Annotated in this window: 12 protein-coding genes; 5 read left to right on the top strand and 7 right to left on the bottom strand. The window is 60.1% G+C overall.

Annotation, left to right across the window (positions count from 1 at the left end):
- The 4 genes from repC to AM571_RS35550 all read right to left on the bottom strand — a co-directional run bounded on the left by repC (position 1) and on the right by AM571_RS35550 (position 4,554).
- On the bottom strand, positions 1 to 1,263 hold the full coding sequence (gene repC / locus AM571_RS35565) for a plasmid replication protein RepC (protein WP_074065554.1): 1,263 nt from the start codon (positions 1,261 to 1,263) through the stop codon (positions 1 to 3).
- 149 nt (positions 1,264 to 1,412) lie between these two features.
- On the bottom strand, positions 1,413 to 2,453 hold the full coding sequence (gene repB, locus AM571_RS35560; protein WP_074065553.1) for a plasmid partitioning protein RepB: 1,041 nt from the start codon (positions 2,451 to 2,453) through the stop codon (positions 1,413 to 1,415).
- A 51-nt stretch (positions 2,454 to 2,504) separates the two neighbouring features.
- A complete protein-coding gene (gene repA, locus AM571_RS35555; RefSeq protein WP_022713069.1) occupies positions 2,505 to 3,719 on the bottom strand; it encodes a plasmid partitioning protein RepA in 1,215 nt (404 codons plus the stop codon).
- A gap of 268 nt (positions 3,720 to 3,987) precedes the next feature.
- Positions 3,988 to 4,554, bottom strand: a complete 567-nt coding sequence (locus AM571_RS35550; protein ID WP_074065772.1) for a TetR/AcrR family transcriptional regulator — start codon at positions 4,552 to 4,554, stop codon at positions 3,988 to 3,990.
- 310 nt (positions 4,555 to 4,864) lie between these two features.
- Between AM571_RS35550 and AM571_RS35545 the strand changes: the two genes are divergently transcribed.
- Genes AM571_RS35545 through AM571_RS35535 form a run of 3 tightly spaced genes read left to right on the top strand, consistent with a single transcriptional unit; the run spans position 4,865 to position 8,612 of the window.
- Positions 4,865 to 5,341, top strand: coding sequence for a (2Fe-2S)-binding protein (locus AM571_RS35545; protein WP_074065552.1), 477 nt, complete (start codon positions 4,865 to 4,867; stop codon positions 5,339 to 5,341).
- Positions 5,338 to 6,321 (top strand): FAD binding domain-containing protein, encoded by a 984-nt coding sequence (locus AM571_RS35540; RefSeq protein WP_074065551.1) that lies wholly within the window; start codon positions 5,338 to 5,340, stop codon positions 6,319 to 6,321. The genes AM571_RS35545 and AM571_RS35540 overlap by 4 nt, the downstream gene beginning before the upstream one ends.
- Positions 6,318 to 8,612, top strand: coding sequence for a xanthine dehydrogenase family protein molybdopterin-binding subunit (locus tag AM571_RS35535; RefSeq protein ID WP_074065550.1), 2,295 nt, complete (start codon positions 6,318 to 6,320; stop codon positions 8,610 to 8,612). Before AM571_RS35540 ends, AM571_RS35535 begins: the two co-directional genes overlap by 4 nt.
- A 63-nt stretch (positions 8,613 to 8,675) precedes the next feature.
- Here AM571_RS35535 and AM571_RS35530 read toward each other — a convergent pair whose 3' ends face one another.
- Entirely contained in the window at positions 8,676 to 9,137 is a 462-nt protein-coding gene (locus tag AM571_RS35530) for a helix-turn-helix domain-containing protein (RefSeq protein WP_074065549.1), read from the bottom strand.
- Between the two features lie 314 nt (positions 9,138 to 9,451).
- Between AM571_RS35530 and AM571_RS35520 the strand changes: the two genes are divergently transcribed.
- Both AM571_RS35520 and scpA read left to right on the top strand, forming a co-directional pair.
- Positions 9,452 to 10,654 carry an MFS transporter gene (locus AM571_RS35520; RefSeq protein ID WP_074065547.1) on the top strand — a complete coding sequence of 401 codons (1,203 nt, stop codon included), beginning with the start codon at positions 9,452 to 9,454 and terminating at the stop codon, positions 10,652 to 10,654.
- Positions 10,655 to 10,933: 279 nt separating this feature from the next.
- The gene (scpA, locus tag AM571_RS35515; protein WP_074065546.1) at positions 10,934 to 13,072 is read left to right on the top strand and encodes a methylmalonyl-CoA mutase; all 2,139 of its coding nucleotides are present in this window, start codon (positions 10,934 to 10,936) and stop codon (positions 13,070 to 13,072) included.
- 265 nt (positions 13,073 to 13,337) lie between these two features.
- Here scpA and AM571_RS35505 read toward each other — a convergent pair whose 3' ends face one another.
- Together AM571_RS35505 and AM571_RS35500 are read right to left on the bottom strand one after the other, a co-directional pair.
- Positions 13,338 to 14,402 (bottom strand): alpha/beta hydrolase family esterase, encoded by a 1,065-nt coding sequence (locus tag AM571_RS35505; RefSeq protein ID WP_074065771.1) that lies wholly within the window; start codon positions 14,400 to 14,402, stop codon positions 13,338 to 13,340.
- 113 nt (positions 14,403 to 14,515) lie between these two features.
- Positions 14,516 to 15,676, bottom strand: a complete 1,161-nt coding sequence (locus AM571_RS35500) for a fumarylacetoacetate hydrolase family protein (protein WP_074065544.1) — start codon at positions 15,674 to 15,676, stop codon at positions 14,516 to 14,518.
- Between the last annotated feature and the right edge of the window lie 102 nt (positions 15,677 to 15,778).

Genomic DNA, 15,778 nt, shown 5'->3' with positions numbered 1-15,778 from the left:
TCAGTGAGGGGCGTCATGATGTTCCTGTGTCCTTGCGAGTGCTCTTAGCATTGATCCGATTGCAAACTCTCCGCGTTGGGCACGTCGGGTGAGGTCGCGCAAATAACCGCCGGCTGAATTGATCGTCCCCGACCGTTCAAAAATGCAGGCAAGCACGGCTGAGGCCGCTTGCGGACCCATGACCCTGCAGGCGTCCCTGTATGCGGAGGGACTGATATGAAGCATTGAACTGACGATAGCGCCTGCTGCAATGAGGTCCTGCCATGTTCTGACAGTTCCATCAGGTCCGTAGCTGCGCGCTTCCGGGCATGCCTGCAGAACGAGGGAGAGTGGAAATAGTGTGGATGTGGTGTTGGTTCCTGCCGGAAGTCGAGGGAGTTCACCGTGTCCTTCGTTTGCTGCCTCAATCATTGCCGAGTTTACTGCAGTCAACTCAGGGGTCGGAATCTTAACCGCGGCTTCAGATTCAAGATTAGATTCGGATTCTGTTATCTGTATGTGCCGCTCATTTTGTGAGTCATTGGCGCTCAGATCGTCCGTTTTAATCAGTGTTTCCAGTCGCTTGACGATTTCATCGCGCAATGCGTCGAGGAGATCCAATGTGGAGGCAACCGCATGGGCGCCGGCTTTGCGCGGCAATTGGTTCAGGATATCGTGAAACCGTCCGTTCACCGCTTGCCAGTCTCCGGGAAGCTCTTCACTGATCGCTGCCTGGACAAGCTTTGAGATGTCGCGGCGGGTGAGCGTGAGACGTTCCTTGAGCGTTTGGATGTAGAGACGGTCGGCAGAGACTTTCGCGGCCATGCGTTCGATTTCGCAGGCGCGCGCAAGCAGAGGCGCGAGTGAGAATCCAAAAGCGTCGTGGATCTCGCCATTGCAGCTCTTGCGAGCGTAGCGCTTGCCGTTGGGGCTGTCCTTGCGGATCACGAGACCGGCGGCCACGAGGACGGCCATATGCCGCCTTATCGTTTGCTCGGCCATGCCATGGCAGCGAAGCGATAGCTGCGTATTGGAGGGAAAGACGACAAGACTGTCGTCTGCTGCAAGCTCGGCTTTCGGGTAGAAGCTCAAAAGCGCGTTCAATACCGTGAGCGCTCTGTCGGATATGTCGAGCAGAGGCTTGGCTTCACAAAGCGCACGATAGATTTTCCATTTGTCGATTGAGGCGCCTGGCTCAATTTTGTGGCTGGTGACCTGACTTGCGAGCATGCCAAGTGTCATCGGCCGCCGCCCAAAGGGCGTCGTCACACTTCCGCTTTCCATTTTCTTCGCCTTCTTCAAGGCAAAAGATATCAGCTCACCGAAAATAGGTGCCGGAGACTCTTGACTATATTGTGCGGAAATGTGATTCTCTGGGTGTCTAGATCAGAGAGGGCTTCCGCTACGGCAACGTTCGGGGGCCTTTTCTTTTGCTATTGATCTCCGTTCTTTCCTGTCGTCCTGCTGTCTTCGAACGCCTCATAGAGACGATCGAGATTGTCTGCGATATAGGTGCCGAAGGCTGACGCCTTCCCTGCCCTCAGCGCGATGGTGAACTGCTTCCCGTCATCCTTGATCTTCGCCTTGACGTCCCGGCGCTGCCACTGGGTCACGGCCGAAGACGGCGTTGTGGTCTGGACGGCTGGTGCCGGCTTCTTGCTGAGGAATGCCGCAAGCATGTCGAACCGGGCGTCCGGCCCGGCAGCTTCGAAGGCTGGCGTTTCGATAAACAGCATCGCCCGCTCGGCAGCATTGTCTTCTTCAAATTTCGCCGAAAGGTCATGCCAACGGTCGCGGCCAGTTGCGCGCGCTGCGCCGATTGCCGACAGAATCTCGGCCGGAATGCGCCGGGTGACGGACAGCATCTTGGAGATCGTCGTCTTGTCGGCATTGAGCGCTGCCATGATCGTCTCCCGATCGAAGCCCAGCTTGTCGAGCTTGTCGGCAAACATCGTCCGTTCGATGAAGGAGAGATCCGCGCGTGCGGAGTTTTCTTGTCCCTGGGCAATGACATGATCGCGGTCGGCAAGCTTCTTGACGACGGCGCGAACCGGCCGGCCAAGTTCCTTGGCAGCGCGCGCGCGGCGATGGCCGAAGGCGATCTGGTACTTCCCATCCTTTTGCGGATGCGGGCGGACAAGAATGGGTGAATCCTGACCTCGAAGGCGAATGGCTTCCACCAATTCCTGAAACTGCTCATCATTGTGCCCGAGGCGATCGCTGACGAAGGAATCTTCAATGAGTGCGGTGTCGAGATCAATCACGGTTTCGCCATGGGCGAGCATTTCTTCGATTTCGCGCGCAGCGTCCGCCCGTGCGGCCAGGGCATCGATACTGCGGGTAACGGCACCGAGGGCGCCAATTCCCTTGAAATTGATCTGCTGCTTGTCGGGGTCGTTTACGGGCTCGCTGTTTACGGCGGTAAACTTTTTGGAATCGTCCATCAGGCCCGAGAGGATATTCTTACGTGCCATTCTTTCTCCTCCCGGCGGTTGAACGGTTGGTTGCGGTCAGTCTGTGTGCCGTCATCTGCGCCCCCATGCCTTATGGATGAGCTCGGCGATTTCGCCATTTACCGCGCTCATGGCCTCCATGGCGCGGTCATAGGTCGCGCGGGTAAACTGATTGCGCTCCACCTCGTAGAGGGTCTGGTTGGTCATGGCAGCATCCGAAATCGCCACGCTTCGCAGCATCGGATTGGTGAGCACGTGATTGCGGAACATCGAGCGCATGAAGGCGACCATCTGCGTCTGTGGCCCATCCTGCGGGTCGTAGCGCGTCACGAGATAGCGCAACCAGTCGAGATTCATGTTGCCGCCGGCACCTTTCAGCGTGTTCAGCACCTCGCCCAGCATCTGCAGGAACTGGCACATCGACATCACGTCGAGCATTTGCGGATGAACGGTGATGAGCACGGCGGTTGCGCTGCAGATGGCGCTCATCGTCAGGAAGCCGAGCTGGGGAGGGCAGTCGATGACGACGACATCATAGTCGTCGGCGACGGAAGACAGCGCCTCGTCAAGGCGGGCAAAGAAGATGCGGCCGTAGTCGCTGGCCTTGCCCTGGGCAAGCACGCGCGGCGTATCATGCTCGAATTCCATCAATTCGAGATTGCCTGGAACCAGATCGAGATTGGGGAAATTGGTCTTGCGAATGATCTCCCTCAGCGGTCGCCGCTCGTCGTCGTAACGGATTGCCGCATAAAGCGTCTCGTTTTCGTCGACGTCGAATTCCGGCTGAAAGCCGTGGATCGCCGAAAGCGAGGCCTGCGGGTCGAGGTCGACGGCAAGAACACGGTGGCCAGTCAGCGCCAGATGCTGGGCGAGATGGGCAGCACTCGTGGTTTTGCCGCTGCCGCCCTTGAAATTCACGACGGCGATGACCTGCAGGTGTTCATTGCCCGTGCGGTGCGGGACGTAACGCGTGCTGCCTCTGGCATTCTGATCCAAGAACAGGCGCATTTCATCCATCTGCCTGGCGGTATAGGATCTGCGCCCCGATGGCGTCACCTGCGGCAGAGGCCCCTTGCCCTCCAGCGAGAGATTGCGAAGATAGCCGCTCGTGACGCCAAGAAAGCGCGCCACTTCGGCAAGCTGGAATTCGCGCAGGCTTTTCATCGCACGGGGCGGAAACATTTCCAGGCGATGCTGCTTCAACTTGTCGGACAGTTCCTGTGCCTGGCCGATGATCAGCTGATCGACATCAGAAATTGCTTTACCAATTGTAGGTGCCATATTCATGGAAATCTCGAAAATGCGATTTTAACGCCGTGAGGCCAATGAAAGCGCATTTAGCGCCGATTCTCATTTTCTTGCAAGGCCATGGGCTTAACAGGGCGTTAAGCTGCCTCTCAGCGGGCTTTATCGGGCAATACTTGCCCGAAGGATCAAAGCATGACTTGCGGAAATGAACCTCTTTTTAGCTTCCGTATTGAAGCGGAAGCAAATCATATCAGCGCATTAGCTTTCAAGGCGCCAAGGTCGCCAGCCGAATCAGTGGTCTCAGACCCTACTCGGCCGATCCCATTCTTGCACCCCATTTAAGTCCGTCCATCAACAGGCGAATCAGCCTGCGGGAGCGCTGCCGCCATTCCGGCGAGTCGGGCATCGAATAGATGCTGGAAAGCGCATGCAGGAGGTCGGTGCTCTCCACGTCGCTGCGGATCATGCCCTTTGCGGCAGCGTTGTCCACCAATTGTCCAAGAGCCCCGGAAATGATGCCGGCACTTTCGGCAAAGAGCTCAGAGTTGCAGCCGAGCAAAATGCGCAGGCTCTGTGCCATGCCGCGCTTGGCGGCAATATAGTTGACGAAACGGTGCATCCATTCTTCAAGGGCCTCGTCGGCCGGATGCGTTGTCGCAAGATCGCTGGCGGCCGTCGCCAAATTCTGCAGTTCCCGCCGATAGACAACTTCGACCAGATGTTCGCGCGTCGGAAAGTGCCGGTAGAGCGTGCCGATACCGACGCCGGCACGCCGGGCGACCTCCTCCAGCGAACCTTCGACGCCATGATCGGCAAAGACCTCGGCGGCAACTGCAATCAGTTTGTCGCGGTTGCGCAATGCATCGGCACGCATGCGCTTTTCAGGTTTCGTCTCGCTTGCGGCTATTGCCTTTCCGGTCAAAAGCCTCTCCTGCGGATGAGGGCTTGACGCTGCCGTGCAAGCCGCTAGTTTAATCGGAGGCGCCTCCGTTTAACTTGAGGGCCTTGCACCTGTTATCGCAGAAAGAGGCGGAATGTCATGTCTCAATTGCGCAGGCGCCATGAGGTGAAGGCAAGACCCGCAGAGACCGAACCCAGATTCTAGCTGGGGCAGGCGCTTTGCAGTTCAAGACCCGGCTATTTCAATGACGGCGCAAGATCCTCCGTCGAGGCAGGAGAACTCCATGACCCGGACAATCAACCTGAAGCTTAACATTAACGGTACATCGCACGTGCTTGCTGTCGATCCACGCGCGACGCTGCTCGATGCATTGCGTGAAAACCTGGCGCTGACCGGCACGAAGAAAGGCTGCGACCAGGGGCAGTGCGGCGCTTGCACCGTCCACATCGACGGCAGGCGCGTGCTTGCCTGTCTCACGCTTGCGGCCCAGGCCGAGGGGCGGCAAGTAACGACAATCGAAGGCCTTGCCGCGGCAGACGGCAGCCTGCATCCGGTTCAGGCTGCGTTCCTTGAGCACGATGCTTTCCAGTGCGGCTATTGCACGCCTGGCCAGATCATGTCGGCGGTTGGCTGCATTTTCGAGGGTCATACGGGCTCTGACAGCGAGATCCGTGAATATATGTCCGGCAATCTCTGTCGGTGCGGCGCCCACAACGGCATCGTTGCGGCGGTGCGCGAAGCTGCGGAGCTGGCGAGATGAAAGAGTTTTCCTATTTTCGCCCATCGTCGGCCGATCAAGCCCGTGAGGCGGCCGCCAGGCAAGGCGCGATGGTCATTGCAGGCGGCACGACCCTGCTCGATCTTGCCAAATGCGGCATTGCCGCACCGGAATCGGTCGTCGATATCACATTTCTTCCCGGACTGGACGCAGTCTCGTCGACGCAGTCAGGTGTCACGATCGGCGCGCTCGCCAAGATGAGCGACGTCGCTGAGCATCGGGTGATAAAAGAAGCGTTCCCGGCGATCTCGCAATCGCTGTCGCTGGCGGCATCAGCTCAGCTTCGCAACATGGCGACGATCGGTGGCAACCTTCTGCAGCGCACCCGCTGTCCGTATTTCCGCGACCCGGCGGTCTTTACGGCCTGCAACAAGCGCGAGCCGGGTTCGGGGTGTTCGGCGATCGGCGGAGTGACCCGCAACCATGCAGTGCTCGGCACCAGCGACCACTGCATCGCGAGCAATCCCGGCGATCTCGCGGTGGCGCTCGTCGCGTTCGACGCGGTGATCCATCTGGGCGTGCGCCAGATTGCTGTCGACGACTTCTTCCTGGCTCCGGGCAACACGCCGCAACTGGAACACAAGATTGAACGCGGTGAACTTATCACCGCCATTTTCGTCCCCGCCTCACAGGCAGCCCGTCGATCGATCTATCTCAAGGTTCGCGACCGGCAATCCTACGAGTTTGCTGCCGCCAGCGCCGCCGTCGGCCTCGAGCTGGAAGACGATGGCAAAACGATCCGCGACCTTCGCGTTGCGCTTGGGGGCGTTGCGACGAAGCCGTGGCGCGCCCGTGCAGTCGAACGCGCCTTGATCGGCAAGACCGCCGAACCCGCGGCGATTGCAAAAGCAAGCCTGTTTGCCATCGAGGGCGCCATCGACCATGGCGCCAACCGGTACAAGATCGACCTGGCGCCACGTGTCGTTGCCCGCGCCATGGAAAGTTTGGGAGGTCTGCAATGACCGTCATCGAAGGGAAAATCAAACGCGGTGATGCAGCCGATGGCGTGCTCGGGGGCCGCCTGTCGCGCCTGGATGGACCGGCAAAGATTACCGGCAAGGCAAGTTATGCGCTCGAACACCAGATCGAAGGCGTCGTTCACGCCGTGATGGTCCAAAGCACGATTGCGGCAGGCACAATCAGCACGATGGACATCTCTGCAGCTGAGGCATCACCTGGCGTGCTGCTCGTGCTGACGCCGGACAACATCACCCAGCTGAAATCGGCAACCACCTGGGCCGGCACGCCCGGTCCTGAAGGTCCCTATCTCGCGCTGACCAACGAGATTACCTTCAGCGGACAGCATGTTGCAGCCGTGATCGCCGAAACGCTGGAACAGGCGACCGCGGCCGCGGCGTTGATTGAGGTGAGCTACGACGAGAAGCAGGCCATCTTCGGCCTCGATGACGAACGGGCCGGGGAGGGTATTGCGGTCGAGAAAATGACGATTGAGTGGGGCAACGCCGAACAGGCGCTGGCTGAAGCTCCTGTTCGGATCGAAGCCGAATACAAGACACCGCGTGAATACAACGTGCCGATCGAACCCCATGGGCTGATCGCCAAATGGGACGGCGATGTGCTGACGCTTTGGGAAGGCAGCCAATGGGTTGACGGCATGGCGCGCAGCTATGCCGAGTGGTTCGAATTGCCCTTCGAGAATGTGCGGATCATCTCGCCCTATATCGGCGGCGGCTTCGGTTCCAAGGCACTCTCGTTGCCGCATGCAGCGCTTGCGATCATGGCTGCAAGAAAGCTCGCCCGTCCCGTCAAGCTGGCGCTCACCCGCGCGCAGACATTTACCGCCTTCGGCGGCCGCCCCGCCACCCGGCAAACGCTGGGGCTCGGCGCCACGAAGGAAGGAAAGCTGCTTTCGATCGTCCAGCGAGGCGCCAATGAAACGGCGATGACGGGTGTGGCCGTCGAGCCGCTCGGTGCCGTCACCTCCATCATGTATGACGTGCCGAACTTCAGCTCGAGGCAGAACATCGTGCCTGTGCATACGGTTCTGCCGGGCGCGCTTCGTGCTCCTGGCGAAAATCCCAGTGCATGGGGTCTGGAGTCGGCAATCGATGAACTTTCCTATGCCGTCGGCATCGACCCCGTCGAGATCCGTTTGCTGAACTATGCCGAGCGAGACCCGCATGCCAAGATCCCGTGGTCGACAAGACAACTGCGCGAAGCCTTTGCCGTGGGCGGCGAGGCCTTCGGCTGGTCGAAGCGCTCGCCAAAGCCGCGTTCCATGCGCGACGGCAATGCGCTGATCGGTTGGGGTGTGGCAGCAGGTACATATCCGGTGCGCCGCACGCCCGGTGAGGCGCTTGTGCGGGTGCTTGCCGATGGAACGGCCGAAATTGCAAGCAGCGGCATCGACATGGGACAGGGGACCTATACCATCATCGCCCAGACTGCCTCTGAGGTACTTGGCATCCCCGTCGACAAGATCCACGTCAAGCTTGGCGACTCGGCCTTGCCGCGGGCGCCCGTCGCTGGCGGCTCGCAGCTTGCAAATCTGATGACGGGGGCCGTTCATAAGGCCGCCCTTGCCGCCCGCGACGAGTTGATCGGGCTTGCTCTCAACGATGTCAATTCGCCGTTCCGGGAGGCGCAGGCCAATACGCTGACGATCTTCGAGGGCCGGATCTTGCCGCCGAGGGGGGAAGGTGATGGCGTTGCGATTGCAGACTTCATGCGGCAGATCGGCCGAGAGAAGATCGAGACGCTGCGTGACACGCTGCCGGAAGACAGGCGAGATGGAAAGGACCGCTACGACAACTTCACGACGATGATGACAATGAAGGCGCCGACTGAAGGCGGCTATTCGCTCCATAGCTGGTGTGCGCATTTCGTCGAGGTTCGCGTCGATGAGGATTTCGGCACCGTCCGTGTCTCGCGCATGGTTTCGGCGCTCGATTCAGGAAGGCTCTACAACCCGAAACTCGCCGAAAGCCAGTGGCGCGGCGGCATTATCATGGGCATTGGCCAGGCGTTGCTGGAGGAAGGTATTGTCGACGAACGGCATGCCCGCGTCATCAACAACAATCTGGCCGACTATCTGGTACCGACCAATTCGGACGTGCCCGACCTTCAGGTGATTTCCGTCGGCATCCCCGATCACCATGCCTCGGTGCTCGGCGGCAAGGCTGTCGGCGAATTGCCGATCGTCGGGGTGGCACCTGCGATCGCCAACGCCGTCTTCCACGCGACCGGCAAGCGAATCCGGTCGTTGCCGATCACGCTGGAGAAGCTCATCTAGGCCGCGTGCTGCGGCAGGGCCGGCGCCAGGGAGCTTTTCAGGTTCCCCTGGCAGCGGTTTTCATCAAGCCTCGAGCGTAGCGCCCGTCTCAGAGCTTGCCGGATCGACGTCCAGATCGCGGCGCTCTCCGGCCTGGGCCATCGCCTTGACGAGGGAAAGGACCTTTTCACGCACGGTTGGATCGGTGATCTTCAAGAAAGCGCGATTAAGCGCCAGTCCTTCCTTCGACCGCAGGAATTCTCCGACCGGATCGAAGTTTTCGGAAGGCTCCAGTCCCTCCAGGCTCAGCGGCTGCGCGGCGTCCTGCTGGAAAAAGAAGCTCGGGGGTACAGCAAGGACTTCGGCAATCTTTTGCAGCCGGCTTGCGCCGATGCGGTTCATGCCCTTTTCGTACTTCTGCACCTGCTGAAAGGTAACGCCGATCTGGTCGGCCAGCCGCTCCTGGCTAAACCCTAGCAGCAGTCTACGCATCCTCACGCGCGAGCCCACGTAGATGTCGATTGCATTCGGAGCTTTTGCGTTCATTTTTAAGTTTCCATGGACTGTGTTGACGGGGCGCCCTTTCGGGGCGGCACTTCGGGCAGAATGATAGTGTATGAGCACATAGGGAAATTCAATTACTACTTTCTTGTGGCGGAATCATTCGTGCAGCAATACAGGCTTCTCGGCATAATTGACCCATCAGCGTACCAAACTCGGGAAAACTGGGCTGTAACTGACGCGCAAGTTGCGCTAGATGCTCTCCTGCGGCCGCCGAGGCTTCCGAAGGCTCCAGTTCCGCAATCATCTTGTGAAGACGTGATCAGCGGCACGCGCAGCGATCCGCAGGAGAAATGCCTATGGCAGTACTGAGCGAGACTTCCCCCCGCTTCGAGAAGACGACGATGTCGATCCTCGTGGCTGTCAGCTTCTGCCATATGCTGAACGACATCATGCAGTCGCTGCTTTCCTCTCTTTATCCGCTCTTCAAGGCAAACTACGATCTCGATTTTGTCCAGATCGGACTTCTGACGATGACGTTCCAGGTCACGGCTTCGCTGTTGCAGCCCTTTGTGGGGATCGTCACCGACCGCTGGCCGATGCCTTATTCTCTGCCGGTCGGCATGGCGAGCACCTTTTGCGGCCTGATCCTGCTCGGCAATGCCGCAAGCTTCGAATTGTTGCTGGTGGCTGCGAGCCTCATCGGTTTCGGCTCGGCCGTCTTTCATCCGGAATCTTCGCGCGTTGCGCGTCTTGCCTCAGGCGGCCGTCACGGGTTTGCGCAATCCTTCTTCCAGGTCGGAGGCAATGCCGGCCAGGCGATCGGCCCTCTGATTGCCGCCTTTATCGTGCTGCCGCTCGGCCAGCACAGCGTCTCCTGGCTCTCCGCCATCGCCATGATCGGCATCGTCGTGCTCGGCTGGGTCGGCAAGTGGTTCATGAGCCACCGCCGGCAGAATGCCGGAAAGCCTGCGGTAAGCCGTGCGTTGCCCCTGCCACAGAACAAGGTGATCATTGCGCTCATCATTCTCGTCCTTTTGACGGCGACGAAGAACGTCTACATGGCGAGCGTGTCGAGCTACTTCACATTCTACGTCATCGACAGGTTCCAGCTCGATGTGCAGCAGGCCCAGCTGATGCTGTTCCTCTTCCTCGGTTCGGTGGCCGTCGGCACCTTCCTCGGCGGGCCGATCGGCGATCGCTTCGGTTCCCGTTTCGTAATCTGGTTCTCGATCCTCGGGGTTATTCCCTTCGCATTGCTGCTGCCTTATGCCAACCTCTTCTGGACCGGCATCCTCAGTGTCGTCATCGGCCTTGTTTTTGCCTCAGCGTTTTCGGCAATCGTCGTCTTTGCGCAGGAACTGGTGCCCGGACGCGTTGGCCTGATCGCCGGCGTCTTCTTCGGCTTCGCCTTCGGGGCGGGGGGACTGGGTGCTGCCTTCCTCGGCGATTTCGCCGACAGCCACGGTATTGAGTTCGTCTACCGGATCTGCTCGTATCTGCCGCTGCTCGGCCTGCTCACGGTTTTCCTGCCGCGCATTCCGAGGCACCGGGCCGTCTGATTGATCCGGCCCCCGATCTTCGCCGCAATGCTTTGCCGGCCAACTTTGAAGAGCCTTAAGCGCTAGGCGTATTCGTTCCTGGCCTTGCGGGCTTCTCGCTCAGCCGTCTCGCCCCTGCCGTCGAACCTATCTCTTGCGCTCGCGGCCGGGCCAGCGGCGACAGGCGCCACGCCAGGCATGGAAATCGGCAGTTTCCTGCGTAAATTATCCCAAGGCCCTATCGCGCCCCAAGCGGTTCGAGTGATAGCGTGCATCCAAAAGGAAATTCCGGAGGAAGACATGGTCAAGAAGACGACCGCGGATTGGGCGGCATTGGCGCAGAAGGAGCTGCGCGCCCCGCCGGAGACGCTGACCTGGCATACCCCGGAAGGCATTGACGTCAAGCCGCTTTACACGGCCGCCGATCTCGAAGGAGCCGGGCATCTCGATTCCCTTCCGGGATTTGAACCCTTCGTCCGGGGGCCGCGCGCGACGATGTATGCCGGCAGGCCCTGGACGATCCGCCAGTATGCCGGTTTTTCGACGGCCGAGGAATCCAACGCCTTTTACCGTCGCAATCTCGCCGCCGGCCAGAAGGGCCTTTCCGTCGCCTTCGATCTCGCCACCCATCGCGGCTATGACAGCGACCATCCACGCGTCGAGGGTGACGTCGGCAAGGCCGGTGTCGCAATCGACTCGGTCGAAGACATGAAGATCCTCTTTGACGGCATCCCGTTGAACGAAATGTCCGTGTCGATGACCATGAACGGCGCGGTCATTCCGATTCTGGCCTCCTTCATCGTCGCCGGCGAGGAGCAGGGCTGTTCGCGCGCGGAACTCTCCGGGACCATCCAGAACGACATCCTCAAGGAGTTCATGGTCCGCAACACCTATATCTATCCGCCAGAACCTTCGATGCGGATCGTCGCAGACATCATCGAGTATACGGCCAAGGAAATGCCGAAGTTCAATTCGATCTCGATCTCCGGCTATCACATGCAGGAGGCGGGTGCGACACTGGTTCAGGAGCTTGCCTTCACACTGGCTGATGGCCGCGAATATGTCAGGGCGGCAATCGCCAAGGGCCTCAGCGTCGATGACTTTGCCGGGCGTCTCTCCTTCTTCTTTGCAATCGGCATGAACTTCTTCATGGAAGCCGCAAAGCTGCGCGCCGCGCGGCTGCTCTGGACGCGGATCATGGAGGAGTTCGAGCCGAAGCAATCCTCTTCGCTGATGCTGCGCACCCATTGCCAGACCTCGGGTGTGTCGCTGCAGGAGCAGGATCCCTATAACAATATCATCCGCACGGCTTATGAGGCGATGTCGGCCGTGCTCGGCGGCACGCAGTCGCTGCACACCAATTCCTTCGACGAGGCGATCGCGCTGCCGACGGAATTTTCCGCCCGCATCGCCCGCAATACGCAACTGATCCTGAGCCATGAGACAGGTGTCACCAAGGTCGTCGACCCACTCGCCGGCTCCTATTATGTCGAGAGCCTGACGAAGGAACTGGCCGACAAGGCATGGGCGCTGATCGAGGAGGTCGAGGCACTTGGCGGAATGACACGCGCAGTCAACGAAGGCCTGCCGAAGCGGTTGATCGAGGAAGCTGCCGCGCGGCGGCAAGCCGCCGTCGACAAGGGCGATGAGGTTATCGTTGGCGTCAACAAGTACCGCCTCGAAAACGAAGAGCCGATCGACATCCTGGAAATCGACAACAGTGCCGTAAGAGCGGCGCAAATCAGTCGCATCGAAGAGACGAAGCGCCGGCGTGACAGCGCCAAGGTTACCCAAACGCTCACTGCGCTTGTCGAGATCGCCCACAGCGGAAAAGGCAATCTCCTGGCTGCGGCCGTCGAGGCGGCCCGTGCGCGCGCCACCGTCGGCGAGATCTCCGATGCCATGCGGAAAGCCTTCGGCGATCACGCCGCCACGCCAAAGGTGATCATGGGCGTCTATGGCGAAGCCTATCGTGACGAGCCCGAGCTTTCGGTCTTGAAAAGCCGCATGTCGGAGGTCAGCGCGGCGCTTGGCCGCAGGCCGAAGATCATGGTCGCCAAACTTGGCCAGGACGGCCATGACCGCGGCGCCAAGGTGATAGCATCGGCATTCGGCGACATCGGGTTCGACGTGCTTGCCGGTCCGCTTTTCCAGACGCCGGAAGAGGCAGCGCAGATGGCTGTCGGCGAAAACGTCAACGTCATCGGCGTCTCGTCGCTTGCCGCCGGCCACAAGACGCTGCTGCCGCAGCTTGTCGATATGCTGAAAGCAAAGGGCGGCGGCGATGTCATCGTCATCTGCGGCGGGGTCATCCCGCGCCAGGACTATCAGTTTCTGGCTGATCACGGTGTTTCTGCCGTTTTCGGCCCCGGCACGAATGTGCTCGACGCGGCCAACTCCGTGCTGGATCTCATGCAGGGAATCCGGCGCAATCAGTAGATCTGGCCCGCATTGACTGCTGCTGCGGGTGGTCGGGCGGATCTTGCTGCGATAATTCCTGAAACCGGCAAGTCAGGCCGGAAGCGAAAATCGCCGACCGCACATCGCTTGGCGGATATCCCGGGCCCAAGCCTTTTCTGTTTCGCCGGCTGCCGTGGAGGAGACCGCCGGGATGGCGCACCAGGTTTCGCCTTGCTGCATCGGCTTCGAGGAACTGATGGTAGGGCGGCGACTGGCGGCCATGGCCATGGCCGGCGGCAGCAGGCTAGCGAAGGAGCCCGGCTGCACGAAGCGCGTCATTGATGATTTTGCCGACCCGATTGTCACCGGGTCCCGCTCGAGGGCTTCGTCGCTTGCCATTGCCAGCCAGTTTCAACTCCCCAGACACCTCGGCTGCGACGAACTCCGTTGCTTCGACATCGGAATCGAAAGCAAGCCCCCAGCTGCGCGCGATGCGCGCCGTTGACGAAATACCAGCCTCAAGCATGTAGGGCCCTGCTCGGCCGAACGAGGTATCGCCTCGGATTGCAAGTGGAAGGCCATGGGCCATACCTTTGATGGAATAGGTTTCGATGACCATTCGCCCATCGGCGTCTAGCCAGACCTTGTGCTGGTGCCCGTTTACCACTTCCATGCGATCCGGCTCTTTGCCTGTCGCATGTACGCCGCTCCACTGATCCACGATCTGGTCTGCATTCCTCGGTCGCACTGTCTGATCATGTGTTCCATGCCACACCGAGACAGTCGGCCAGGGACCCGCGTGATGTCCGGCACGCCTCAACGCGGAGCGTAGCTTCGGGGCGTTCGAAGGATTTCGCCCCTGCATTTGTGCGAAGGCTTCTGCAACATTGGCCGCCACGCCATAGGGAAGACCTGCGATGATCGCGCCGCCGGCGAAGATCTCAGGATAGGTCGACAGCATAGCGTTCGCCATGGCGCCACCTGCTGAAAGACCGGTCACGAAAATCCGGTTCTGATCGATGCCCTGTGACTGAACGACATGTGCGACCATCTGGCTGATGGATGCGGCTTCGCCTGCACCGCGTCGTGCATCTGCGGGCTCGAACCAATTGAAACAGAGGTTCGGGTTGTTCGAGTGCTGTTGTTCTGGATAGAGAACCGCAAATCCCCGCCGCTCAGCGAGCTGCGACCATCCAGAGCCGAGTGCGTATCCCTTGGCTGTCTGGGTGCAGCCATGGAGGGCTACGACGAGTGGGGCACGCTCATCCATGTCTGTGGGGAGGAACAGCCAGGCCTTGAGCGCGCCGGGATTGGATCCGAATGATGCGATTTCAACTAGGCGTTCGTCTGGTGAATCTCGAAAGGACACATGCTTCTCCTTGAGCCAAAAAAGGCGCCAAGGATCAATATAGGGACGATTGCTGCAGTGCACAAACAAACGAGCCCGATTGGCAGTCCGATTCATGCGGCCAGGCTGGCCGATCAGGCGAGCAGCCCTCGGGCGGCGAGGTTTGTCATCAACGCCGAAATCCCGAACGTCCATGGGGGGCATTCGGTGGAAAGGCGAACGGTATTGACAAGCGTGCCGAGCCCGGATGCGGAGATTTCGACGACATCGCCGACCTTGTGCGTAAAACCCTGGTTGGGGGCGTCGCGGTCCTGTGTCGGGGCAAACAGCGTGCCGAGGAACAGCATGAAGCCATCCGGATACTGATGATGAGCCCCGCAGGTCTGCCTGACGAGATCGGTCGGGTCGCGGCTGATCTTCGACATTGAGCTCTTTCCGTTGAGAACGAAGCCGTCTTGGCCGGTGACCTTCAGGTCAAGCTCGGCCTTGCGGACATCCTCGAGGCCGTAGGTGGCGTCGAACAGGCGAAGGAAAGGCCCGATGGAGCAGGAGGCGTTGTTGTCCTTCGCCTTGCCGAGCAGCAGAGCCGAGCGGCCCTCGACATCGCGCAGGTTGACGTCGTTACCGAGGGTCGCACCCTTGATTTCGCCGCGGCTGTTGACCGCAAGCACGATTTCCGGTTCCGGATTGTTCCAGGTCGAAATCGGATGCAGGCCAACATCGGCCCCCCAGCCGACGGAGGAAAGCACAGGCGACTTGGTAAAGACCTCGGCATCCGGGCCGATGCCGACTTCGAGATATTGCGACCACATGCCTTCGTCGATCAACGCCTGCTTGACCTTTGCCGCTTCCGCAGAGCCTGCTTTGATGTTGGCGAGGCTGCCGCCGATCAGAGTGCCAACGCGGCTGCGGATCGAGGCTGCACGATCCGGATTGCCGGCAGCCTTTTCTTCGATGACGCGCTCGATCATCGATTGAGCAAAGGTTACACCGCAGGCCTTGACGGCCTGAAGATCTGCCGGCGCCAAGAGATAGGGTCGGGCAGCGTCCGGCCTGCCGGTGCTGTTTGCTGCCACCATCTCGAGTGAAGCAAGCCGTTTGCCATCCGCCTCGCGCACGAAATCTGTCGGGTCGGCTTTCTCCAGAAGTGCGCTCAATGTCGGGGCTTGACTGGACGTTATGTCGACTATTTCTCCGTCACGGATCGTCACAATCGCCGGACCGGCTGCCTGCGGATTCCAGACGCGGCCGACAAACAGGCCGCCTGATGAGGCGTCGTCGAGAAGCTGAGACATGATGACCCTCCGTCGCAGTCGAGCTTTTGCTCAGGTGATTTGTCATTCGCCGCCCTCCAGCAGCGCCGGAAATCGATCACATCTGTCCGGGCGGGGCAAGGT

The organism is Rhizobium etli 8C-3, assembly GCF_001908375.1.
In the GTDB taxonomy this organism is placed as follows: Bacteria; Pseudomonadota; Alphaproteobacteria; order Rhizobiales; family Rhizobiaceae; genus Rhizobium; species Rhizobium etli_B.
Note: the sequence above shows the minus strand (reverse complement) of the source record. Positions and strands in the feature narration are given on the sequence as shown.